General features: G+C 64.8%; 23 protein-coding genes. 7 read left to right on the top strand and 16 right to left on the bottom strand.

Annotation, left to right across the window (positions count from 1 at the left end; genetic code table 11):
- Positions 1–82: 82 nt before the first annotated feature.
- The 3 genes from BUA05_RS09285 (at position 83) to BUA05_RS09295 (ending at position 3,475) form a co-directional block, all read left to right on the top strand.
- On the top strand, positions 83–2,257 hold the full coding sequence (locus tag BUA05_RS09285) for a M13 family metallopeptidase (RefSeq protein ID WP_072674472.1): 2,175 nt from the start codon (positions 83–85) through the stop codon (positions 2,255–2,257).
- A gap of 71 nt (positions 2,258–2,328) precedes the next feature.
- Positions 2,329–3,123, top strand: coding sequence for an undecaprenyl-diphosphate phosphatase (locus BUA05_RS09290; RefSeq protein WP_072674474.1), 795 nt, complete (start codon positions 2,329–2,331; stop codon positions 3,121–3,123).
- 58 nt (positions 3,124–3,181) lie between these two features.
- The gene (locus BUA05_RS09295) at positions 3,182–3,475 is read left to right on the top strand and encodes a GlsB/YeaQ/YmgE family stress response membrane protein (RefSeq protein WP_245790154.1); all 294 of its coding nucleotides are present in this window, start codon (positions 3,182–3,184) and stop codon (positions 3,473–3,475) included.
- Here the strand turns inward: BUA05_RS09295 and phhA are convergent.
- Positions 3,472–4,413 carry a phenylalanine 4-monooxygenase gene (gene phhA / locus BUA05_RS09300; RefSeq protein ID WP_084662567.1) on the bottom strand — a complete coding sequence of 314 codons (942 nt, stop codon included), beginning with the start codon at positions 4,411–4,413 and terminating at the stop codon, positions 3,472–3,474. The genes BUA05_RS09295 and phhA overlap by 4 nt on opposite strands.
- A 56-nt stretch (positions 4,414–4,469) precedes the next feature.
- On the opposite strand from phhA, the gene ppk2 reads away from it, so the two are divergent.
- A complete protein-coding gene (gene ppk2 / locus BUA05_RS09305) occupies positions 4,470–5,261 on the top strand; it encodes a polyphosphate kinase 2 (protein ID WP_072674477.1) in 792 nt (263 codons plus the stop codon).
- 30 nt (positions 5,262–5,291) lie between these two features.
- On the opposite strand, the gene BUA05_RS09310 is transcribed toward ppk2, so the two are convergent.
- From BUA05_RS09310 to BUA05_RS09335, 6 genes are all read right to left on the bottom strand, one after another.
- Positions 5,292–6,143 (bottom strand): HTD2 family dehydratase, encoded by an 852-nt coding sequence (locus BUA05_RS09310; RefSeq protein WP_072674479.1) that lies wholly within the window; start codon positions 6,141–6,143, stop codon positions 5,292–5,294.
- On the bottom strand, positions 6,140–7,366 hold the full coding sequence (locus BUA05_RS09315; protein WP_072674481.1) for an acetyl-CoA C-acetyltransferase: 1,227 nt from the start codon (positions 7,364–7,366) through the stop codon (positions 6,140–6,142). Before BUA05_RS09315 ends, BUA05_RS09310 begins: the two co-directional genes overlap by 4 nt.
- Before the next feature lie 90 nt (positions 7,367–7,456).
- Positions 7,457–8,698 carry a CoA transferase gene (locus BUA05_RS09320; protein WP_072674483.1) on the bottom strand — a complete coding sequence of 414 codons (1,242 nt, stop codon included), beginning with the start codon at positions 8,696–8,698 and terminating at the stop codon, positions 7,457–7,459.
- Positions 8,699–8,829: 131 nt separating this feature from the next.
- Complete coding sequence (locus BUA05_RS09325) at positions 8,830–10,029, bottom strand: acyl-CoA dehydrogenase family protein (protein WP_072674652.1); 1,200 nt, start codon at positions 10,027–10,029, stop codon at positions 8,830–8,832.
- Positions 10,030–10,104: 75 nt separating this feature from the next.
- Complete coding sequence (locus BUA05_RS09330) at positions 10,105–10,347, bottom strand: hypothetical protein (RefSeq protein ID WP_072674485.1); 243 nt, start codon at positions 10,345–10,347, stop codon at positions 10,105–10,107.
- Between the two features lie 12 nt (positions 10,348–10,359).
- Positions 10,360–10,638, bottom strand: a complete 279-nt coding sequence (locus BUA05_RS09335) for a hypothetical protein (RefSeq protein ID WP_072674487.1) — start codon at positions 10,636–10,638, stop codon at positions 10,360–10,362.
- 134 nt (positions 10,639–10,772) lie between these two features.
- Here BUA05_RS09335 and BUA05_RS09340 point away from each other — a divergent pair, with 134 nt between their 5' ends.
- Entirely contained in the window at positions 10,773–11,723 is a 951-nt protein-coding gene (locus BUA05_RS09340; protein WP_072674489.1) for a right-handed parallel beta-helix repeat-containing protein, read from the top strand.
- On the opposite strand, the gene BUA05_RS09345 is transcribed toward BUA05_RS09340, so the two are convergent.
- Genes BUA05_RS09345 through BUA05_RS09355 form a run of 3 tightly spaced genes read right to left on the bottom strand, consistent with a single transcriptional unit; the run spans position 11,720 to position 14,078 of the window.
- A complete protein-coding gene (locus BUA05_RS09345) occupies positions 11,720–12,226 on the bottom strand; it encodes a GNAT family N-acetyltransferase (protein WP_084662568.1) in 507 nt (168 codons plus the stop codon). The genes BUA05_RS09340 and BUA05_RS09345 overlap by 4 nt on opposite strands.
- Complete coding sequence (gene ribA / locus BUA05_RS09350) at positions 12,223–13,293, bottom strand: GTP cyclohydrolase II (RefSeq protein ID WP_072674656.1); 1,071 nt, start codon at positions 13,291–13,293, stop codon at positions 12,223–12,225. The genes BUA05_RS09345 and ribA overlap by 4 nt, the downstream gene beginning before the upstream one ends.
- Entirely contained in the window at positions 13,290–14,078 is a 789-nt protein-coding gene (locus BUA05_RS09355) for an exodeoxyribonuclease III (RefSeq protein WP_072674490.1), read from the bottom strand. The genes ribA and BUA05_RS09355 overlap by 4 nt, the downstream gene beginning before the upstream one ends.
- A 127-nt stretch (positions 14,079–14,205) precedes the next feature.
- Between BUA05_RS09355 and BUA05_RS09360 the strand changes: the two genes are divergently transcribed.
- Positions 14,206–15,621 carry an alkaline phosphatase gene (locus BUA05_RS09360; RefSeq protein ID WP_072674492.1) on the top strand — a complete coding sequence of 472 codons (1,416 nt, stop codon included), beginning with the start codon at positions 14,206–14,208 and terminating at the stop codon, positions 15,619–15,621.
- Positions 15,622–15,859: 238 nt separating this feature from the next.
- Here BUA05_RS09360 and BUA05_RS09365 read toward each other — a convergent pair whose 3' ends face one another.
- The 5 genes from BUA05_RS09365 to pabB all read right to left on the bottom strand — a co-directional run bounded on the left by BUA05_RS09365 (position 15,860) and on the right by pabB (position 19,821).
- Entirely contained in the window at positions 15,860–16,531 is a 672-nt protein-coding gene (locus BUA05_RS09365) for a LolA family protein (protein ID WP_084662570.1), read from the bottom strand.
- A 79-nt stretch (positions 16,532–16,610) separates the two neighbouring features.
- The gene (gene rpmG / locus BUA05_RS09370) at positions 16,611–16,778 is read right to left on the bottom strand and encodes a 50S ribosomal protein L33 (RefSeq protein WP_017664380.1); all 168 of its coding nucleotides are present in this window, start codon (positions 16,776–16,778) and stop codon (positions 16,611–16,613) included.
- Between the two features lie 139 nt (positions 16,779–16,917).
- Positions 16,918–17,358, bottom strand: a complete 441-nt coding sequence (gene arfB, locus BUA05_RS09375) for an alternative ribosome rescue aminoacyl-tRNA hydrolase ArfB (protein ID WP_072674496.1) — start codon at positions 17,356–17,358, stop codon at positions 16,918–16,920.
- Positions 17,351–18,010, bottom strand: a complete 660-nt coding sequence (locus BUA05_RS09380; protein WP_072674498.1) for an RluA family pseudouridine synthase — start codon at positions 18,008–18,010, stop codon at positions 17,351–17,353. Before BUA05_RS09380 ends, arfB begins: the two co-directional genes overlap by 8 nt.
- On the bottom strand, positions 18,007–19,821 hold the full coding sequence (gene pabB / locus BUA05_RS09385) for an aminodeoxychorismate synthase component I (RefSeq protein WP_072674499.1): 1,815 nt from the start codon (positions 19,819–19,821) through the stop codon (positions 18,007–18,009). Before pabB ends, BUA05_RS09380 begins: the two co-directional genes overlap by 4 nt.
- 100 nt (positions 19,822–19,921) lie before the next feature.
- Here pabB and BUA05_RS09390 point away from each other — a divergent pair, with 100 nt between their 5' ends.
- Positions 19,922–21,508 (top strand): helicase HerA-like domain-containing protein, encoded by a 1,587-nt coding sequence (locus BUA05_RS09390; protein ID WP_072674500.1) that lies wholly within the window; start codon positions 19,922–19,924, stop codon positions 21,506–21,508.
- An 86-nt stretch (positions 21,509–21,594) separates the two neighbouring features.
- On the opposite strand, the gene BUA05_RS09395 is transcribed toward BUA05_RS09390, so the two are convergent.
- Entirely contained in the window at positions 21,595–21,978 is a 384-nt protein-coding gene (locus BUA05_RS09395; protein WP_072674501.1) for a VOC family protein, read from the bottom strand.
- Positions 21,979–22,002 lie beyond the last annotated feature (24 nt).

Here is a 22,002-nt window from a genome sequence, read left to right on the forward strand (position 1 = left end):
GGATAAAGGGCAACCTTTCGCGCCCGGCTGCGTTAGGAGCGGTGCGTCGCATAATCCTGTTCAAGCTCTCGGGAAAACCACCATGATCCGCACCTCCGCTCTTATCGGCGCCAGCCTGTTCGCGCTCGCGCTGGCTGCGCCTGCCTTCGCCAGTGACGATACCCAGAGCCATGAAGGCGGCATCGAATTGCTGCTGGAAGACAGCGAAGCCACCGCGCCCGCGCTGCCGACCATGAGCTTTGGCGAGTGGGGCGTCGACCCCGATCTGCTGGCCACCGACGTGAAGCCGGGCGATGATTTCAACGCCTATGTCAACGGGCCGTGGATCGCCGCCAACCCGCTCCCGGCGGAATTCAGCCGGATCGGTGCGTTCACGCTGCTTGGCGAAAAGAGCACCGCTGACGTCAAGGCGCTGATGGACGAACTGCTGGCGAAGGATGCCGCAAGCCTGAGCGTGGATGAGCGCCGGATCGTGGCTGCTTACACGTCCTATCTCGATATCGCCGCCATCGAAGCGGCGGGCCTCGCCCCGGCGCAGCCGCATCTGGCGCGGATCTTCGGCGCGACCAGTCTCGATGATCTCGCGATGCTTTGGGCCGCGCCCGGCTATGCCAGCCTGATCAGCGCGGGCGTCAGCGTCGATGCCAAACAGCCCGATCGCCACATCGCCTCGGTCAGCTTTGGCGGACTGGGCCTGCCGGACCGCGATTACTACCTCGACGATAGCGAGAAGGGCCGCGGCATCCAGGTTAAGTACAAGGATTACCTTGCGTTCCTGTTGGCAGAGGCGGGCTATCAGGACCCCGCCGCCGCCGCCGAAGCGGTCTATGCCTTCGAAGACCGCATCGCCCGCACTGTCGCGTGGGATCGCACCGTGCGCCGCAACCGGGACCTCACCTACAACCTGCTGACCGCTGAAGACCTGGCGGGTATCGGCGGCGCGGTGCCGGTGTCCGCGATGCTCGCTGCCATCGGTGTTGCCAACAGCCCCGGCTTCGTCGTCAGCCTGATGCCGCCCACCCCGGAAGAAATCGAAACTCTTGGGCTGGACGATGCCACCCTCGCCAGGATTGGCACCGGCCTGCCGGGGATGTTCGCATTGCTCGGCGAAACCCCGGTCGCCACCTTGCAGGCGTGGATGGCGAAGGAATTCCTGTCCGATCACGCCGCCGTGCTGCCTTCGCGCTTCGACGCTGCCAGCTTTGCATTCTACGGCAAGACCCTGCGCGGCACGCCTGAACAGCGCCCGCGCTGGAAGCGCGCCATCGGCGAATCCGAAAGCCTGCTGGGCGAATTGATCGGCAAGGCCTATGTCGAGCGCTACTTCCCGCCCGAAAACAAGGCAGCGATGGATGAACTGGTCGTCAACCTGCGGATTGCCTTGCGCGAATCCATCGCCGAAATCGACTGGATGGGCGAGGAAACCAAGATACAGGCGCGCGCCAAGCTCGACAGTTTCGACCCCAAGATCGGCTATCGCCCCAACCTCGAAACCTATGAAGGCCTCGCCATCACGTCGGGCGATCCGATCGCCAACCGCATGGCCGCCGCCGAGTGGGGCATGGCCGACAACGTGGCGAAGCTGGGCCAGCCGATCGACCGCACCGAATGGTTCATGCTGCCCCAGACGGTGAACGCCTATTACAACTCGACCAAGAACGAGATCGTCTTCCCTGCCGGCATCCTGCAACAGCCGTTCTTCGCGCTTAGCAACGACATTGCGGTCAATTACGGCGCGATTGGCGGGGTGATCGGCCACGAAATCGGCCACGGCTTCGACGATCAGGGTTCGAAGTCGGATGCCACCGGCGCACTGCGCAACTGGTGGACCGATGAAGACCGCAAGGCGTTTGACACCCTCGGTGATCGGCTGGTGGCGCAATATAATGCCTTCTGTCCGCTCGACAATGGCGCAACCTGCGTCAACGGCCGCCTGACCCTGGGTGAGAACATCGGCGATGTCGGCGGCCTCTCCATGGCCTACCGCGCCTACAAGATCGCGACCAGGGACACAGATGTTCCCGTGATCGACGGGCTGACCGGCGACCAGCGCTTCTTCCTGGCCTGGGCGCAGGTGTGGCGTTCGACCCAGCGCGAAGAGAATTACCGCAACCGCCTGCGCACCGACAGTCACAGCCCCGAGGAATACCGGGTCAACGGCGTCGTGCGCAATCTGGACGAATGGTACGAAGCCTTCGGCGTGAAGCCGGGCGATGCGCTGTATCTGCCGCCCGATCAGCGCGTGCGGATCTGGTGAGGTAATCTGCTGGCGATGCCCGGCGGCAAATTGATTGACTTGGCCAGCGCCCCTGCCAAGGGACGCTCGCCATGACCTTTATCCAGCTTGTCATCATTGCTGTCGTCCAAGGGATCACCGAGTTCCTGCCGATTTCCTCGTCAGGCCATCTGATCCTCATCCCGTTCCTGACCGACTTTCCCGATCAGGGTCCGCTGATCGATGTCGCGGTTCATGTCGGGTCGCTGATGGCGATCATCATCTATTTCTGGCGCGATGTCTTCGGGCTTGCGCGCGGCGGCTTTGCGACCATCGGGCTGGGCAAGGACCCGTTGCAGCGGCGGCTGTTCCTGTGGGTCGTGGCCGGCACGATCCCGGCGGTTGCGCTGGGCCTGTTCCTCAAGCTCGGCGGTTATCTGGATGGTTTCCGCAGCACCGATCTGGTCGCGACCAACCTGATCATCTTCGGCGTCCTGCTGGGCATTGCCGACCGGTTTGGCCGCCAGCAAAAGCGGTTCGAGGATCTGACGCTGCGTGATGCCATTCTGGTGGGCATTGCCCAGGCGATGGCGCTGATACCGGGAACCAGCCGTTCCGGCGCGACCATGACTGCGGCCCGCGCGCTCGGTTATGACCGGGTCGAGGCCGCCCGTTTTTCCTTCCTGCTGGCGATCCCGGCGGTGGCCGGGGCGGGCCTGCTCGCGGTGCTGGAATTGGCCGAAGCCAGCAGCCAGATGCAGCTTGATGCGCTGATCGCAGGTGCGATGACCTTTGTCGCCGCCTTTGCGACCATGGCGTTCCTGATGAAGTTCCTGCAGCGCGCATCGATGCTGGTATTTGTGCTCTACCGGATCGCGCTGGGCTGCGCGCTGCTCTACTTCTTCTGAGCCCCATGCACATCACGCGGAACCAGTCCGCACCACACGGGTTCTCCCCACACGGCAGATGTCAAACCTGCCGTTGCTGGAGATTGATGGGATAATGGCGTTACTGGTGCTGATCGTGTTGGGGGCGACGCTGGGCTGGCTGGCCTCGATCATCGCGCGCACCGAAGCGCCGGGTGCGATTCTGCGCCAGATTGCAGGCGGGATCGTGGTGTCGCTGGTTGCCGGGGTTGTCGCCAATGGCGGGACAATGCTGGGGAGCCTCTCGTTCCTGGGCCTGGGTGTGGCGCTGGCGGTGACCGCCATCATGCTGGTGCTCTACCACGCCCTTCACCGGCGCAAGGTCAACGCCTAGACCGGACGCGCCCCGCTGCCGCGACCGCCGCGCAGATGGTATTCCTGGCTCCCCCGGTGCAACACATTATCGACATCGATCACGGCTGAATTGGCATAGGTGAAGCCCGCCGGAAGGCTGCGATAGAGCCGGTCGAAATCCCGCTCCACGGTCTGGCGGTAAAGATCTTCAAAGCTCTCGACCACGAAATAGGTCGGTTGCAGGTCGCTGATCACATAATCGGTGCGCATCACCCGGTCGACATTGAGCATGATGCGGTTGGGGCTTTGCGCCTCCACCGCAAAGCGCACCTCGGTCGGCCCCGACAGGATGCCTGCGCCATAGGCCCGCAAATCCTTGCCGCCTTCGAGGATCAGCCCGAATTCGACCGTGTACCAGTACAGCGCGCCCAAAGCCTTCAGGCGGTTGTACCGCATCGCCTTCCACCCGGCGCGGCCATATTCCTGCATGTAATCGGCATAGACCGGATCGGTCAGCATGGGGACATGGCCGAACACGTCGTGGAACACGTCGGGTTCCTGAATATAGTCGAAAGTCTCGCGCGTGCGGATGAAATTGCCTGCCGGAAAACGGCGGTTGGCAAGGTGCCAGAAGAACACGTGATCGGGGATCAGCATCGGCACCGGGACAACGCTCCATCCGGTGAGTTGCCTGAGTTCCTGTGACAATTGTCCGAATTCGGGCACCCCGCCGCGCCCCAGATCGAGCTTTTCCAGACCTGTCATGAAAGCGCTTGCCGCGCGGCCGGGCAGGATATCCAGCTGCCGGGCGAAAAGATCATCCCATACGCCATGATCTTCCGCGGTGTAATCGGCCTGCCGGGGCTCGAGCCAGTCCTCTGCCACATGGGCGGGGCGGGCCAGCGGTGCTGTGAAGATATCGTCCGCCATTTCGGGCAGGATCGTGTAATCGGGGGTGGGATCTGCGAGCGTGGCCATATCGTTGCAAATGATACTACCATCGCAGGTCTGCAAGGACAAATGGGGAGATAGTGATGGGCATAAAGCGCAAGCAATACGAAGAGGCGCTGGAACCGCTGACGCTGGAACTGGTCAGCATGGCGCGCTGGGCCAAGGCGACAGGTGCGCGCATCGTGGTGCTGTTCGAAGGACGTGACACCGCCGGCAAGGGCGGGGCAATCACCGCCGTGCGGAACAGATTGAACCCGCGCCAGTGCCGCACCGTGGCGCTTTCCAAGCCCAGCGAAGCGGAGCTGACCCAGTGGTATTTCCAGCGTTATGTTCCCCACCTGCCAAGCGCGGGCGAGATCGTGCTGTTCGACCGATCATGGTATAATCGCGCAGGGGTCGAGAAAGTGATGGGCTATTGCACCGAGGCCCAGTCCGAGGCGTTTCTGGCAGCCGTGCCGACCTTCGAGAGACTGCTGGTGGATGATGGCATATTGCTGTGCAAATACTGGCTGGCGACCGATCAGGCCAAGCAGGAAGAGCGGTTGCGTGAACGGCTGGAAGACCCGCTGAAGCGCTGGAAGCTCTCGCCCGTCGATCTTGCCGCGCGCGCCCGATATGATGATTACACCGCCGCGCGCGAGGCAATGCTGGCCGCGACCCACACGAACCATGCGCCGTGGACGGTGGTCGATTTCAACGACCAGCGGCGCGGTCGGCTGACGCTGATCCGCGACCTGCTCGACCGGGTGCCCGATACGCACAAGGATCCGCCAGCGATTGATTTCCCCGATCTCGGGCGTGAACCGGTGCCAGAAACCTATGGGGTAATGCGGCCGATTGCAGATTATCCGCTCGATCAGGCGGGGTTCGATTAGGCAGGGATGGGGGCAAAGGTGGCGCGCGCGTCAGATCGTCGCGCTCGCCTGCGTTACCTGCCGCCCGTCATCCGCGAAGGCGGCAAGGTCATACCCCTTCTCGCCCTTGCGCATCACCAGATGCAGCGGTTCGTCCGCGATGGCCGGGGACAGGCCGCGAAACCGGAACGTCCGCAAACGGTTCTCGCCCAGTTCGGCGGCGGCCAGTTGCAGCAGCAGGCTGGCCGTCAGCGGGCCGTGGACGACAAGCCCGCGATACCGCTCGACGCTTTGCGCATAGGGCGCATCGTAATGGATGCGATGGGTGTTGAAGGTCAGCGCCGAATAGCGGAACAAAAGGCGCGGATCAGGTGTCAGAACGCGGTGCGTGTTCCAGCCGGCTGGATCGAACTGCACATCAGCCAAAGGCGGCGGCGAGAGCGGCGCCTCAGGGCTTGCCCCCTCGCGATAGACCAATGTCTGCGTCTCGATCACGGCCACGGTGCCGTTGGCATGCGTCTGATGCTCGACGTCGACGAAGGCGAGCCGCCCCGATCCGCCGTCCTTTTCGCTCACCGACATTACCCGGCTGCTGCGCTGGATCACCGCGCCGATGGCGATGGGTGCTTGGAAGGCGATCCTCGAGGAGGCCCACATCCGGCGCGGCAGCGGGAAGGGGGGCAGGAAGCTGTCCGGGTTGTCGTCCCGCGCCGGGTGGCCATCCTCGCCCAGTTGCGCAGTCGGCGCTTGCGGGGTGCAGAGCGCGAAATGGATGCCCTGCGGCATGATCGGCGGGTGCGGGTGAGGCAGGTCGAAAGTCGCCAGCCAGCGCGCAGCCAGCCCTTCATCTAGCCGGTCAGCGCTGCGTTTCTCGCGCCCGATCCATGCGGAAAAATCGTTCATTCGGCGCGCTCGAACACCGCGGCGATCCCCTGCCCACCGCCGATGCACATTGTTTCAAGCCCGTAGCGCACCCCGCGCCGGTGCATTTCATGCGCCATATCGGCAAGGATGCGTCCCCCGGTCGCGCCGATCGGATGGCCGAGGCTGATGCCCGATCCGTTGACGTTGAGGATATTGCGGCGGCTGTCGTCCTCCGACCAGCCCCAGCCCTTGAGCACCGCAAGCACCTGCGGCGCGAAGGCTTCGTTGAGTTCGACCAGCCCGATATCGTCCCAACTGTAACCGCGCCGTTCGAACAGGCGCTCCACCGCCGGGACGGGCCCGATGCCCATGCGTGACGGGTCACATCCGGCTGCTGCCCAACCACCGAACCACAGCATCGGGGCAAGGCCCAGTTCCTCCAGCTTGTCCTCCGCGACCACCAGACAGGCGGCGGCCGCATCATTCTGCTGGCTGGCATTGCCGGCAGTGACGATGGCAGCGGGGTCGCGTTTCCCATCAATCGGGCGCAGTGCGCTCAGCGTCTCCATGCTGGCATCGGTGCGATACCCTTCGTCGTGATCGAACACGACCGGATCGCCTTTGCGCTGCGGGACTGCGACGGGCACAAGTTGCTCGGCGAACTTGCCCTCGGCCCATGCCTGCGCTGCGTTCTGGTGGCTGCGCACGGCAAACGCGTCCGCCGCCTCGCGCGAAATGTCGTAATCCTTGGCGAGGTTTTCCGCGGTTTCAATCATCCCGGTGATGACGCCAAAGCGCTCGACCGGCTGGCTCATCACGCGGCCCCGGCTGAGCCGATCATGCAGCACCATGTCGCCCATCCGCACGCCGCCACGCGCGGCAAGGGTATAGTGTTCCACGTTCGACATGCTCTCGACCCCGCCTGCGACGACCACATCGGCCATCCCGGTTTCGACCATCATTGCTGCCGTCGCCACCGCCTGCACGCCCGATCCGCAGCGGCGATCAAGCTGGAAACCGGGGACTTCGATCGGCAGGCCCGCCGCGAGCCAAGCCCAGTGGCCGATCGCGGGCGCCTCGCCATTGCCGTAGCCCTGGCTGAAGACCACGTCATCAACCCGCGCGGGATCGATCCCGCTGCGTTCCATCAAGGCCTTGAGGATCACCGCGCCCAACTGGCCGGCGTTCATGCTGGAAAGCCCGCCGAGGAACTTGCCCACCGGGGTGCGAAGCGGAGTGCAAATGGCGGCGCGTCTGGTCATAAGAATCTCGATTCCGTTGGTGCTGAGCCTGTCGAAGCACTGCTTTTCTTCAGGCCAAGGTCAATAGTGAAGCGCAACCCCTCGAAAAGCTCAGGGTAAACGGTTGGTGTGCTGATCCGAAAGAGCCACCGTGCCTGCATCGACCAGCTTGCCGATTGCACCTGACGAAAGCCCCAGCTTTTCCGCCAGCACCTCTTCCGAATGCTGGCCCAGGTACGGCGCTGGCGCAGGTTCGCCCGCGTCGTGCGCCGGCAGGTTTGCAAACGAGCGCGTGGCGGGGTAATCGAAGCCCGAAGGGTTGGCGGGTGCGTGGCCGAACAGCGGGTTATCCGCCACCAGCACCGGGTCATTCGCTGCTTCATAAGCCGTGCGATAGCGTTCGAAGGTGCAGCCTTCTGCCGCCATGCGCGCGGCGAGATCGGCGTAGTCCAACCCGTCCGCCGCCTGCTGGAACAGCGCGAACAGCGCAGCACGGTGCTGGAACCGGGGGGTATCGCCGTCGGCAAAGCGCACACCGACCTCGGCTTCGAGCGCGGCGATGCTGTCCTGCAATGCGAAAGCCTTGACCAGCCCGCCCCATTGCTTGGGCGTCAGCGCCGCCACCATGAAGCGCACCCCGTCGCCGCTGCGGAAATCCCGTCCGAACGCACCCCAGATCGCATTGCCGAGCCGTTCACGGTCGCCGCCGCGATAGAGCGCTTCGGCCATCAGCCCGGCATTGGCCATGGTGCCGATAGCCACATCGCCCAGCGGCACGCGCACTTCGCTGCCCTCACCCGTGCGGCCCCGGTGGTGCAGCGCGGCGAGCATGGCGAAGGCGCTGTATGCCCCGGTGATGAAATCCCACGCAGGCAGCACCTGATTGACCGGCGGCGCGCTGTGCGCGTCCCATTCTTCCGGCCCGGTCATCAGCGGGTATCCGGCGGCGGCGTTCACGGTGAAATCCATCGCCTGTCGCCCATCGTGCCAGCCCATGATGCGCAAGCTGATCATGTCCGCCCGCCGCGCCTGCATCGCGGTGTGCGCAAGAAAGCTCGCTTCGGGCAGGTTGGTGATGAGCTGGCCGGTTTTCGCCGCCAGTTCCACACACAGCTCGCGCCCCTCACCCGATTGCAGATCAAGCGCGACCGATTTCTTGGCGCGGTTGAGGTTTTCCCAACTCAGCGAGCGCCCCTCGGTGGTGAGCATATAGCGGTTGTAATCCAGCCCGCCGGCCTTGTGGTCGACGCGGATCACCTCCGCCCCCATCTGCGCGCAGTACAGCCCGGCAGTGGGCGAGGCGACGAAGCTGGAGACTTCGATGATGCTCAGGTCGTTCAGGAGGTTATACATTCGGTAGGAAACCTATCGTGATTGTCGCCGGGAACGGCCCGCAGGGCCGCAAGGGCGACCGCCCGCCCGCAGCGATGGGGCCTTCAGGCCCCATGAGCGAGGATTTCGCAGCCCGGATGGGCTGCGGAAAATCAAGCATCTCTCCACTCGCGCAGCATGTGCTTGGCGATCTGGAGTTGGAGGATCTGCGTCGTGCCTTCGTAGATGCGGTAGATGCGCGCATCGCGGAAGAAGCGCTCGGCGTCATATTCGGCCAAGTAGCCCGCGCCGCCATAGATCTGCACCACCCGGTCAACCACCCGGCCGCACATCTCGGAGGCGAAGACCTTGAAGGCAGCGGCCTTGACGAGGATGTTTTCCCCCCGGTCGGCGCGCGCGGTAACATCGGCCATCATCGCTTCGGCGGCGTAAATCTCGATCTCGCTATCGGCGAGCATCGCCTGGATCAGCTGGAAATTGGCGATCGGCTCGCCAAAGGCTTTCCGTTCGTTGGCGTAACGCAGCGCCGAATCGAGCGCGCGGCGGGCATATCCGGTCGCCGCCGCGCCCACCGAAATGCGCCCGTTGTCAAGGCTTTTCATCGCGAAGACGAAGCCCTTGCCGGTTTCACCGCCGAGCAGGGCGTCACCGGGCACACGCACATCGTCAAGCATGATGTCGGAGATATGGCTGCCCGACTGGCCCATTTTCCTGTCAGGCGAGCCGCGCGATATGCCGGGGGTGTTCATCGGCACGATGAAGGCGGAAACATGCGCGTTCTTGGGCAGCGCCTGCTTTTCGGTGCGGGCCATGATCAGCGCCACATCGGCGTGGGGCGCATTGGTGATGTAACGCTTGGTGCCGTTCAGGATCCAGCCATTGCCGTCGGGATCGGGGGTGGCGGTGGTCTGAAGGCCCGCGCTATCGCTGCCCGAACCCGGCTCGGTCAGGCCGAAACAGGCGATCCGGCCCTCGGCCAGTCTGGGGAACCATTCGGCCCGCTGGGCCTCGGTTGCGCCGTTCTTCAAAGCGCTCGCGAACATTCCGACATTGATCGAGAAGATCGAACGATAGGCGGGCGCAGCGTAGCTCATGATGTTCACCACGCGGGCATATTGCGTCATGTTGAGGCCCGCACCGCCATATTCCTCGGGCACTGACAGTCCGAACAGGCCCATCTCGCGCATTTCCTTGAGGATGGCGTCGGGAATGCGGTCATCCGCGATGACTTCGGGCTCAGCCGGGATCAGCCGTTCGCGGACATAGCGCCGGAGCTGTTCGGCGAACTGTTCGAAGGTTTCCTCGTCCATTCCGGGGTTGTGGTTCGCGGCAACCGCGCTGGGGGCGTTCATGGCAATCATCGTCCTTGGGAAAAGCGGCTTTGCCTGCGCGGGCAGGTGCGCCGGGTGATCACAGGTCTGGCGGGGTCACTGGCGGCTTTGGCTGGCGGTGTCGCCTGTCATTTCGTCAGGCGCGGCCCCGCGCGCAAAGGCTTCCTGTGGCAGAGCAGCATCTGGCAGGCGGCGCTCGTCAAGCATTTGTGCGGCTTCCTCCAGCGCCTTGGCCTCGCCTGCGCTCACCCCGCCTGGCGCATCCGCCCCGGCACTGTCGCAGGCAGCAAGCAGGGGGACAAGCGCGGCGAACAGCAGCAGGTGCGGCGGGCAGGGCATGGCGTGGGCGCCCTATTCGCTGGCGGATTCGGCAACCGCCGCCGCTTCGGCCGCGACATCGGCGGCGGCATTGGCGGCTTCTTCGGCGCTTGCGGCATCGCCTTCGGGCGCGTCTGCTTCGGTGGCTTCGGGGTCTTCGGCGGCGTCTTCGCTGATGGCCTCCAACGCCTCGTCAGCGGGCATTTCCACGGTATCAGCGGTTGCTTCGACCGAGGCATCATCGGAACTGCCGCAGGCGGCCAGCGTCAAGGCGGTGCCAACAAGGATGGTGAGGTTGGTGCAGGTTTTCATGAATCTCTCTCCTGGGATACCGGTGGATTCGCCCGGTCGGGGCCGGACAGCATCGCACAGGGGTTTAGCCAAGCCTTGGGACGAAGGCCAAGAGCCAAATGGTACCTTAACCGTTGCCTGCTATTATTTCATCCATGAACCGCCTTTACACTCGCGCTGCAATCGCGCTTGCCGCCCTTTCCCTGCCGCTTGCTGCCGTGTTCGCCCAAGGCGGCGCGGGGGCTTTTACCGTGGTCGAAAGCGGGCGTAGCTATGCCAGCCTGCAGGCGGCGGTGGACGCGGTGGGCAATGGCCGCGAAACCATCCGCATCGCGCCCGGCACCTATCGCCAATGCGCAGTGCAGGACGAAGGCGTGATCATCTACGAAGCCGCTGATCCCGGCAGCGTCACGCTCGCTGGCCGCGCGTGCGAGGGCAAGGCGGCGCTGGTGCTGCGCGGCGCCGGGGCGGAGATTCGCGGCCTCACCTTCACCGACATCAGCGTGCCCGATGGCAACGGCGCGGGCATCCGGCTGGAGGAAGGCAACCTCAATGTCGCCTATGCCCGGTTCGCAAACAGCGAGCAGGGCATCCTGACCGGAGCCGTGGAGGGCGCGCGCATCTACATCACCCGCTCGACCTTCACCGGCCTTGGCACCTGCGAGAACAGCGCGGGCTGCGCGCATTCGCTCTATATCGGCGATATCGCCTCGCTGACCGTGCGCGAAAGCCGGTTCGAACGCGGCACGGGCGGGCATTACCTGAAAGCGCGTGCTGCCGAGGTCACGATCGAGGGCAACAGCTTCGACGATGCAAACGGGCGCGGCACCAATTACATGATCGACCTGCCGGCAGGCTCACGCGGCCGGATCGCGGATAACTGGTTCGTGCAGGGGCGCGACAAGGAGAATTACTCCGCCTTGATCGCGCTGGGCGCGGAAGACCTGCTGCACCCCTCGGACGGCCTCAGGGTCGAAAACAACGAAGCCCGCTTCGTCCCCGGCCTGCAGCGCAAGACCACCTTCCTCGCCGACTGGACGGGCGAGCGCGTGGTGATGCAGGGCAACAAGCTGGCGGCGGGAATCGCGCAGTACGAGGCGCGCTAGGACGCGCGGAAGGCGGGCGCATAACGCACCTCGCCTTGCGGCATTTCGCCTTTGAGCACGAGGCACTGGAAATATTCCGGCGGCGGGCCGGGGTAGCGCAGTTGCGACTCGTGCCGAAAGCCGAAACGGGCGTAGTATTCGGGGCTGCCGAGCAGCACGATGCCGGCCGCTCCGCGCTGATGCAGCTCGGCGATACCATGCCTGATCAGCGCACTACCGATCCCTTGGCGGTGAAGTTCGGGCCAGACCGAGACCGGGCCGAGGCCGAACCACTCGCGCGTTCCGTCGCTGATCGTCACCCGCGAGAAGGCGATATGGCCAATGATTCGCGTCTCATCTTCCGCCACCAGTGACAGTGCAAGATCGCCATCGCGGCGTAGCGCATCGACGAGGTGCTGTTCGTCGCCATCGCTGAAGGGCATGTCCTTGAAGGCCGCCGCCGTCAGGCGATGGATGATCGCCTCGTCGCCGGGCTGTTCGTCACGAATGGTGATGGCTGTCACAGCAGCAGGTGTCCTGAACGATCCCGCTTGGTCGCCAGATAGCGAGCGTTGTGCGGGTTTTCGGGCAGTTGATGCGGCACCCGTTCACTGACCGTGATCCCTGCGACTTGTAATGCCGCGACCTTCGCCGGGTTATTGGTCAGCAGGCGGATGGTGGTCGCCCCCAGCAATTCCAGCATCCGCGCCGCCACCGGAAAATCGCGTGCCTCATCGGGCAGGCCGAGCCGTTGGTTGGCCTCGACCGTATCAAATCCCTGATCCTGCAAGCGGTAAGCGCGCAGCTTGTTGATCAGCCCGATCCCGCGCCCTTCCTGCCGCATATAGAGCAGCACGCCCCAGCCGCCCGAATCCCTGGCCTCATGGGCCATCGCGTGAAGCGCCGCGTCGAGTTGCGGGCCGCAATCGCATTTGAGGCTGCCGAGGATGTCTCCGGTCAGGCATTCGGAATGGAGCCGCACCAAAGGCTGCCGGTCGCCCGACTGTTTGCCGATGATCAGCGCGACGTGCTCGCGCAGGTCGGCGGCTGATCGGAAGGCGACGATCTCGGCATCCTCGCTGGCGCTGACGGGCAGGCGTGCGCGGGTGACGATCCGCAGCGCGCCCGCGTGCGAATAGGCGGCGAGATCGGACACGGCGACCGGCACCGCCTCGCCCGCCCCCTCGGGATCGACCAGAAAGGCGGGCAGGATCCCGGCGATCCGCGCGAGTTCCAGCGCGGCGCTGGCCGCCGCCTCCCAATCGAGCGTCACCGCCTTGAACGGGCCTTTCAGGGGATTGCCCAGATCGAGCGCCGGATCGGCAATCGGCAGGGCATCACGCAGCGCGAAATCCTCCCCGCCCGCGATCAGCACCGGGGCGTGTGGCACCGCTGCATCGCGCTGATTGGCGAGTTTCAGCGTGGTCGCCCGCGCCGCTGAAATCAGCATGCGCCCGGCGCTTGCCCCGCTGGCAATGGCGGTTTCGACCGGCAGCAGGGTTGGCCCGCCGTCAAACGCCAGCGGCCAGCCGTGGCGCAGCGCGTCAACCGCCTGCGCGGCGCGTCGTTCAGGGGAAGGCGCCGCGTTCAGAGATCGAACTCCGTGATCAGCGGGACATGGTCGGACGGCTTCTCCCACGACCGCGCATCTTCCAGCACGCGGTGCGCGGCCGTCTGCCGCGCCAGATCGGGCGAGGCCCACATGTGATCGAGCCGCCGTCCCTTGTCGTTCTCCTGCCAGCCCGGATTGCGGTAGCTCCACCAGGAGTAATAGCGCGCCGGAGCGGGGATATGCTGGCGGCCCAGATCGACCCAGCCGTGGGCGTCCTGAAAGCGGCCAAGCGTCTCGACCTCGATCGGCGTGTGGCTGACGACCTTCAAGAGCTGCTTGTGGCTCCACACATCGCTTTCCAGCGGGGCGATATTGAAATCGCCGACGATCAGCGTGGGGCGGTCGAGGCTGCCCGCCCACCTGGTCATCCGTTCGAGAAAATCGAGCTTTTGGCCGAACTTGGGGTTTACTTCACGGTCAGCCACATCGCCGCCTGCGGGGACATAGACGTTTTCGATCCAGACATCCTTGCCCAGCACCTCGACCCCGATGTGGCGCGCTTCGCCATTGGCCTGCCAGTCGTGGCGGGTGACTTCGCGGATGGGCAGGCGGCTGACGGTGGCGACGCCGTGATAGCCCTTCTGCCCGCTGACCGCCTGATGGGTGTAGCCGAGTGCTGCCAGCGCCTCGGCCGGGAACAGGTGGCTTTCGCACTTGATTTCCTGCAGGCACAGGATGTCGGGCGCGGCCTCGGTGAGCAGCTTTTCGATCAGGCCGACGCGCAGGCGGGCCGAATTGATGTTCCAGGTGGCGACAGAGATCATGGCCGGGGCTTAGGGGGGTATCCGCCCGTCCTCAAGTAGCGAAGCGATAGGACGCCAAGACTCCAGCTTTCACTTTATCGACGCATTGGGGCGCGATAGGGCGGGGCGACGCTTTCGGAGACTTCCCATGACCCGCACCATCCTCGCAGCCCTGCTGCTCTCCAGTGCCGCCGTTCCGGCCTTCGCCGAGGACGCGCCTGTTGAACGCGCTGCCGCGCCGCGGGCGAAGAACATCATCCTGTTCATCGGCGATGGCATGGGCATTTCCACCATCACCGCCGCCCGCATCTACGAAGCGCAAAAGCGCGGGGAAACGGGCGAGGAAAACCAGCTCAGCTTTGAAAAGTTCGACAACGTTGCGCTGGTCAAAACCTACAACACCAATGCGCAGGTGCCCGATAGCGCAGGCACGGCGACCGCGATGCATTCAGGCTTCAAGACCCGGATCGGCGTGCTGGGCATCGGGCCGGAGGCGGAAAAGGGTGTGTGCAAGGATGCGCTGGCCCACCCGCTGCCGCTGCTCGGCGAAGAGGTGAAACAGCGCGGGCTGGCATTGGGGATTGTCACCACCACCCGCCTGACCCACGCCACCCCGGCCAGCGTCATCACCCGCAGCGCCGACCGCGATTGGGAGGCCGACGCCGCGATCCCGGCCGACCAGCAGGGCCAAGGGTGCAAGGACATCGCGCTGCAATTTGCCGAAGCGGATTTCGACCTCGCGCTGGGCGGCGGAACAGCGGTGTTTTATGGCAAGGAGAAGGGCGGTCGGCGCAGCGATCCGGCGGCTGATCTGCCCGCCGTTTGGGCTGCGCGCAGCGGCGGGGTCGTGGTCAAGGATACCGCCGGGTTGCTGGCCGCGCCGATGGATAGGCCGGTGCTTGGGCTCTTCCACCCCAGCCACCTCACCTACATGGCCGATCGCAAGCCGGATTCGCCCGAGCCGACACTGACCGACATGACCGCGCAGGCGATTGTGCGGCTTCAGGCCGATCCCGATGGCTTCTACCTGATGGTCGAAGGCGGGCGGATCGATCATGCCCACCATGCCGGGCAGGCCGGCTATGCGCTGGAGGAAGCGGTCGAATTCGCCCGTGCGGTGCAATGGGCGGTTGACCATACCGACCCGGAAGACACGCTGATTCTTGTCACTGCCGATCACAGCCACGTGTTCACGATTGCCGGCTACCCCCGGCGCGGGAATGATATTCTCGGGCTGGTGGTGCCGCCGATGGGGCGCGGCGAGGACGGGGGCGATGGCAGCCCGGCCATGGCCAGCGACGGCAAGCCCTATACAACGCTTGGTTATGCCAACGGGCCGGGGGCGGTGCACTCGGGTGAAGATCACGGTGATGAACATGGCCGCCCGATCCCGCAAACCGGCATCGCCGTGCGTCAGCAGGCGACCGTGCCGTTGGGCAGCGAGACCCACGGCGGCGAGGATGTCGCGCTGTTCGCCACCGGCCCCGGCGCAAGCCGCGCGCGCGGGGTGATCGAGCAGAACGTGATCTACACGATCATCCGCAAAGCGCTGGGCTGGGAGTGACACGCCGAGCGTGAAGCCGCCACAAAACAAAACCCCCGACCCGGGGGCGTTGGGTCGAGGGTTCCGTTTGAGCGTTCGTCACGCTTGTACAAGGCCAGCCCTGAAGAAGGGTAGGCAACAGGGGGGAAACCACCCTTCGGCCTGCCTTGTTGATAATGATTAGCTGTTTGAGTCTTTCACGGACATGAACGGCAACGAAATTCTGTCGCTTTCCTACAACCACTCATGGCTCAGCCGTTCACCCCGGGCGGCGGGACGCACGGCGCGGATCGCGGAAGGTGAAGGTGCTGTCCGGCACGCTTACGCCATAGCGCTGATTCGTCAGCTGCACCCGCGTACGGTGGTTTTGCGCATCAAGTGCGACCCAGTGCGTGAGCTGCCAACCGCCGGGAGCCGAGGCGTTGCGTACGAAGATCAGATTGATCATCCCGAATTCGGGCTTCTTGGGATCGCGCACCTCGACACTGATGACATCGGCATTGCCGGTCGGGATCAGCTTGCCAAAGCGTTTGACGTCGCGCTCGGGATCGAACAGCGCGCCCAATGGCGAGTTCTTGATCGGCCAGCGTTCAACCTGGCTTACCTCGTAATCGACAACATAGAGCGACTTGCCGTTGGAGATGACGAGGAAGTCCGAATCCTTGCCATAATCGAAGCGGATCTTGCCCGGGCGCTTCAAGGTCATCACCCCGGCCATGACATTGCCCTGCCGGTCGGTCTGGGTGAAATCGGCGCGCATGGTCGAAATCGTGCGCAGGGCGTTCACCACCGCATCGAGTTCGCTGGCAGATTGCGCCGCCAAGGGGGCGGGGGCAAGCGCCGCGGGCAAAGCGGGAGCCAGGCCCAGCGCCATTGTTCCGGCGCCGAGGCCGAGCAGCAAGGTACGGGCAGAGATGCGGGGTCTGATCATGCCAAGGCGCCTAAGGCTGCTGGCTTGAACTGTCGATGAATTATCGCGCCCCGCGATGCTGCGGGGCGCAGGCCAGATCTTACTTGATCTTGGCTTCCTTGAACTCGACATGCTTGCGCGCAACCGGATCATACTTCCGGAAGCTCATCTTCTCGGTGATGTTGCGCGGGTTCTTCTTGGTTACGTAGAAGAAGCCGGTGCCTTCGCTCGATACGAGGCGGATCTTCACGGTGGTGGGCTTCGCCATGGCGGATTCCTGTCAAATGGATCAGCCCGCAAGAATGCTGCACGCGAGCGTCAAAAAGCAAACGCGGCGCACCCGGAAGGCCCGGCACACCGCTCACGCTGGCGCCATTCGCCGAATCGCGGGGAAAAGTCAAGGACGCTCACCAGTCCGAGGCGCGCGGCTTGCCGCGGTTGGCCTTGACCGCGCCGCGCACTTTCTTGACCTTCAGCCGCGCGGTCTTGCCCACCCGGTTGACCCGCGTTTTCGCCCGCTTCTTGGGCTCACGCTGCGCCTCTTCGAGCAGATCGGAGAGCTTGGAACGGGCGTCCTGACGGTTGGCATCCTGCGTCCGGTGCGCCTTGGAGGTGATGATCAGATCGCCATTGCCCGCCAGCTTCGATCCCGCCAGCGCCCGCAACCGCGCGAATACCGGCGGCGGCAGGCGCAACGCGTAGATATTGACGCGCAGTTCGACTTCGGTGGCGACCTTGTTGGCGTTCTGCCCGCCGGGGCCGGATCCGGCGAGGAAGCTTTCCTGCGCCAGCCTGAGCGCGCGCGCGGTCAGCGGTTCAGCTGCTCCCTGATCGGTATCCTCATCCATCCTGCGCCCCCAGCGCACGGAAATCGGCGGGAAGGGGGGATCGCGCTTCGATCGGGGTCTTGCCGGGGCGGGTCACGGTCAGGCTTTCGGCGTGGAGCATGGTTCGGCCTGCGCCCTTCACGCTCCCGGCGCCATAGACCGGATCGCCCAGCAGCGGGGCGCCCAGACCTTTCAGCGCATGCACCCGCAGCTGGTGGGTGCGGCCGGTTTCCGGGCGGAAGCGGATCAGGCTGTTGGCGCCAAGCTCGCTCACCAGTTCCCAGTGCGAAACCGCCGCCTTGCCCTTCTTTGCGGGGATCATCCGCCAGCCTTTTTCGACCGAGCTGATCTTGGCCAGCGCGAGTTCGATCGTGCCCGATGTCCCCGGCGGACGGCCTGCGAGGATGGCGAGATAGGTCTTGCCCACCAGCCGTTCCTCGAACGACTTGTTGAACCGCGCCAGCGCCTTGGGATTGCGCGCCAGCAGCAGGCAGCCCGAGGTATCGGTGTCGAGCCGGTGGACCGCGACCGGGCGGCGCTGAAAACCGAGCTTCAGGCTGTCGAGATGATCGTCCAGACACGCCCCGCCCTTGCGCGGGCGATCGACCGGCAGGCCCGCAGGCTTGTCGATCACCAGCGCCTCGCCGTCTTCATAAAGGATCGCAAGCTTCATATCAGTTCCGCCCGTTTCAGTCCGCGCAGGGCATTGCCGAGCCAGAAGCCATTTTCGAGATTATTCAAGGTAAGTTCCGCCTCACGCGCCTTGCCTTCGGTGATAAGGTGCTCGCGCAGCACGCCGGGGAGCAGGCCGAGGCTGGCGGGCGGGGTGAGCAGCACGCCCTCCGGCCCATCCGCGAACACGCAGGTGAAGCAGCCCTCGGTGACGAGGCCATCAGCGCGCACCAGCACCGCTTCCTGCGCGCCGATCGCATGCGCCGCCGCCAGCGCATCCTCGTAGAAGCCGCGGTCGGAGGTCTTGTGCATCAGCCGCCAGTCTGACGGGTCGAGCGGATGGGGCAGCGCTGCGACCTTCACCGGTTCGCCGAGCGGCTCAGGCAGCGGCGCGGTTTCCAGTGCGCTCGCACCGCTGCGCGCGACCAGCAGGCGCACCCTGGTGGGCGCATCGAGTTCAAAGCACAGCGCCTGAATCTGGTTGCGCAGGGCATGGCGATCAAAGGCAAAGCCGAGTTCCGCGGCGCTTGCCTTCATCCGCGCAAGGTGGAGTTCGAGCAGGGCGATGCCGCTGTCGGGCTCGAACCGCATCGTTTCGATCAGGTCGCATTGCGGTGCGCCGAGGCCGGGCGCGGCGCGGCGCACGAAGCCCGCCTTGACCTCGCATTCGCGTTTTTCGGCCATTGCCTCGCTATCGGCCACAATTGCCGAACCAATGCCGAGCACCGCATGGCCTTGTCCGTTTTCGATGGGGGTCAGGCGCAGGGTGCGGATCGCGACATTGAAGGCGGCGTTGCCATCTGCGTCGATCCGGCCGATCGCGCCACAATAGGGCCCGCGCGCATCACGCTCGATATCGCCCAGCAGTTCCATCGCCCGGATCTTCGGCGCGCCGGTGATCGAACCGCACGGGAACAGCGCGCGCACCAGATCCATCGCGCCCTTGCCGGGGGTAAGCCGGGCGCGCACGGTCGATACCATCTGGTGCACAGTCGGATAGCTTTCGACCGCGAAGGGCGCATCGACTTGCACGCTCCCCGCCTCGGCAACGCGCGACAGATCGTTGCGCATCAGATCGACGATCATCAGGTTTTCGGCCCGGTCCTTGACCGAAGACGCCAGATCCTCCGCCAAGGCGCGGTCTGCCGAAGGGTCAGCGGCACGCGGGCGGGTGCCCTTCATCGGCTTGGCCTTGGCGTCGAGGCCATTGAGGGCCACGAACAATTCGGGCGAGAAACTCAGCAGCCAGTGCGATCCGTCGAAGATCAGCCCGCCATAGCCCGCGCGCGCTGCATTGCGTAAACGCGCATATATCCCGACCGGGTCGCCGCGATAGGAACCTGCGAGGCTGTAGGTAAGGTTGGCCTGATAGATATCGCCTGCATGGATGGCCTCGCGCAGGGCGGAGAAGGCTGCTTCGTAGCTGCCGGGCGAAAGCTGCGGCTCCATTGGCCCGATTGTCCCGGCGCCGCCAGCGCGGCTTTCCAGCCAGGCCGGAACCTCTTGCGCCGACACAAGCTGCGGCGCATCGAACAGGCCGAGCCACACCAGCGGCCCGGCCGCACCCGAACGCGCCGCTGCCAGCCCCGCCAGCCTCGGTTCCAGCGCCAGCCCGGCTTCGTAGGCAACATATCCTGCCAGCGACCCGCCGCCCGCCTGCCGCGCGGCTTCAGCCTCGGTCAGCGCGCGCTCGACGTCCTCGGGCCGGGTGGCGACGAACAGCGCCTGCGGGCTTTCATAGAACAGCGCGTCGGCGGCAGCCTCTCCGGCGCGGGCATCATCGAGCAGGACAAATGGTGATGGCTGGCCCATGCCGCGCAGCCATAGCCCAATTCGCCGCCAAGTCGAGAACTTGACCGCCGCGTATGCCCCCTGCACATGACCGGAAGAGTTTGAATCAGGGGGACAGGGTATGGCGGACACGGCAAGCGACATCTTTCTCGGCCTTGGCGCGGACGGATCGCGGCAGGCGCTGGCGCTTAACCGATCCAACCGCCACGGGCTGGTTGCCGGGGCAACTGGTACCGGCAAGACGGTAACCCTGCAGGGCATCGCCGAAAGCTTTTCGGCGGCCGGGGTGCCGGTGTTTGTGGCCGATGTGAAGGGCGATCTGTCCGGCATTGCCATGTCCGGCTCGCCCACCTTCAAGCATGCCGACAAGCTGGAGAGCCGCGCGAAGGAACTGGGCATCACCGACTATGCCTATTCCGACAATCCGGTAATCTTCTGGGATCTGTATGGCGAACAGGGCCATCCGATCCGCACCACGGTGAGCGAGATGGGCCCGCTGTTGCTTGCGCGCCTGCTCGATCTCAATGAAACGCAGGAAGGCGTGCTGCAGATCATCTTCCGCCATGCTGATGACAACGGGCTGCTGCTGCTCGATTTCGGCGATCTGGTCGCACTGCTGCAATGGGCGAACGAGAACGCGGCAGAGTTGTCAGGCAAGTATGGTAATGTCACCAGGCCATCGGTCGGGGCGATCCAGCGGCAGTTGCTGTCATTCGAATCGCAAGGGGCGGATCATTTCTTCGGCGAGCCCGCGCTCGAGATCGACGATTTCCTGAAAGTCGACGAACAAGGTCGCGGCTATGTCAACGTGCTGGCCGCCGACAAGCTGATGCGCAGCCCCAAGCTTTACGCCACCTTCCTGCTGTGGCTGCTGGCCGAACTGTTCGAAAGCCTGCCCGAAGTGGGTGATCCCGCGAAGCCCAAGCTGGTGTTCTTCTTCGACGAGGCGCACCTGTTGTTCGATGACGCCCCCAAGGCGCTGCAGGACACGATCGAACAGGTGGTGCGGTTGATCCGGTCGAAGGGCGTGGGGGTGTTCTTCGTCACCCAGAACCCGATTGATATCCCTGAGGACGTGGCAGGCCAGCTCGGCAACCGGGTGCAGCACGCCCTGCGCGCTTTCACTCCGCGCGATCAGCGGGCGATCAAGGCGGCGGCTGAAACCTTCCGCATCAACCCGAAGCTCGACGTTCAGGCCGCGATTACTGAACTGAAGGTCGGAGAGGCGCTGGTTTCCACGCTGGACGAGGACGGCGCGCCCACCATAGTCGAGCGCACGCTGATCAAGCCGCCACGCTCGCGCCTCGGCCCGGTCAGTCCCAAAGAGCGCGCGATCATCCAGTCGATCAGTCCGCTTGAAGGCAAGTATGATACCCGCGTGAACCGCGAAAGCGCCGAGGAAGTGCTCGCGGCCAAGGCTGCCGATGCCGCCGCCACCGCTGAGGAAGTCGCAGAATTGGGCGAAGAGGAAGTCGGCAAGCGTTCGCGCAAGCACACTAGCCTGTGGAGCAAGGCCGTCTCGCGCGGGGCGAAGGTGGCTGCCAGCGGCGCGGCTGGGATGGCCGCGTCGAAGATGCTGGGCAAGAAAAGCCGTGCCAATCCGATGGCATCGGGAATCACCTCGGCGGCGGGATCAATCGCGACCGATCTGGCCGGGCCGATTGCCGGGCGGTTCGTGCGCAACCTGATCGGCGGCCTGATGCGGTGAACCCGCGGGCTCTTTTCGGCGATGTTTCATGTGAAACATCGCCGAAAAGGGGGCTGAGCAGGGTCTAAGCAGGGTTTGGCGGGCCGTTAGGCATCCGGCGCGACCATACAGAAGGCGTTCAGCTTGTTGCCATCGGGATCACGGAAATAGGCGGCGTAGAAGCCGTCATCGCCGCGCGGGCCGGGCGCGCCTTCATCGGTCGCGCCGTGGGCCATGGCGATACCATGCACCGCATCGACATCAGCCGGGGACTTCACTTCGAGCGCGACCATCACCCCATTGCCCACGGTGGCGGGCTGGCCATCGAACGGCACGGTCGCCGCTATCCCCGCCGGGCCGCCCCAATCGCCCCAGGCGACAAAGCTTGCCGTATCCATCATCCGCCCGACCCCGAAATGCGCGGCCAGCGCGTCATAGAACGCCGCCGCACGCGGCAGATCATTGGTGCCCAGTGTCACATAGCCGATCATGTTTGTTCCTCCCGAACCGCGTGA

The organism is Erythrobacter sanguineus (genome assembly GCF_900143235.1).
GTDB classification, from domain to species: Bacteria; Pseudomonadota; Alphaproteobacteria; order Sphingomonadales; family Sphingomonadaceae; genus Erythrobacter; species Erythrobacter sanguineus.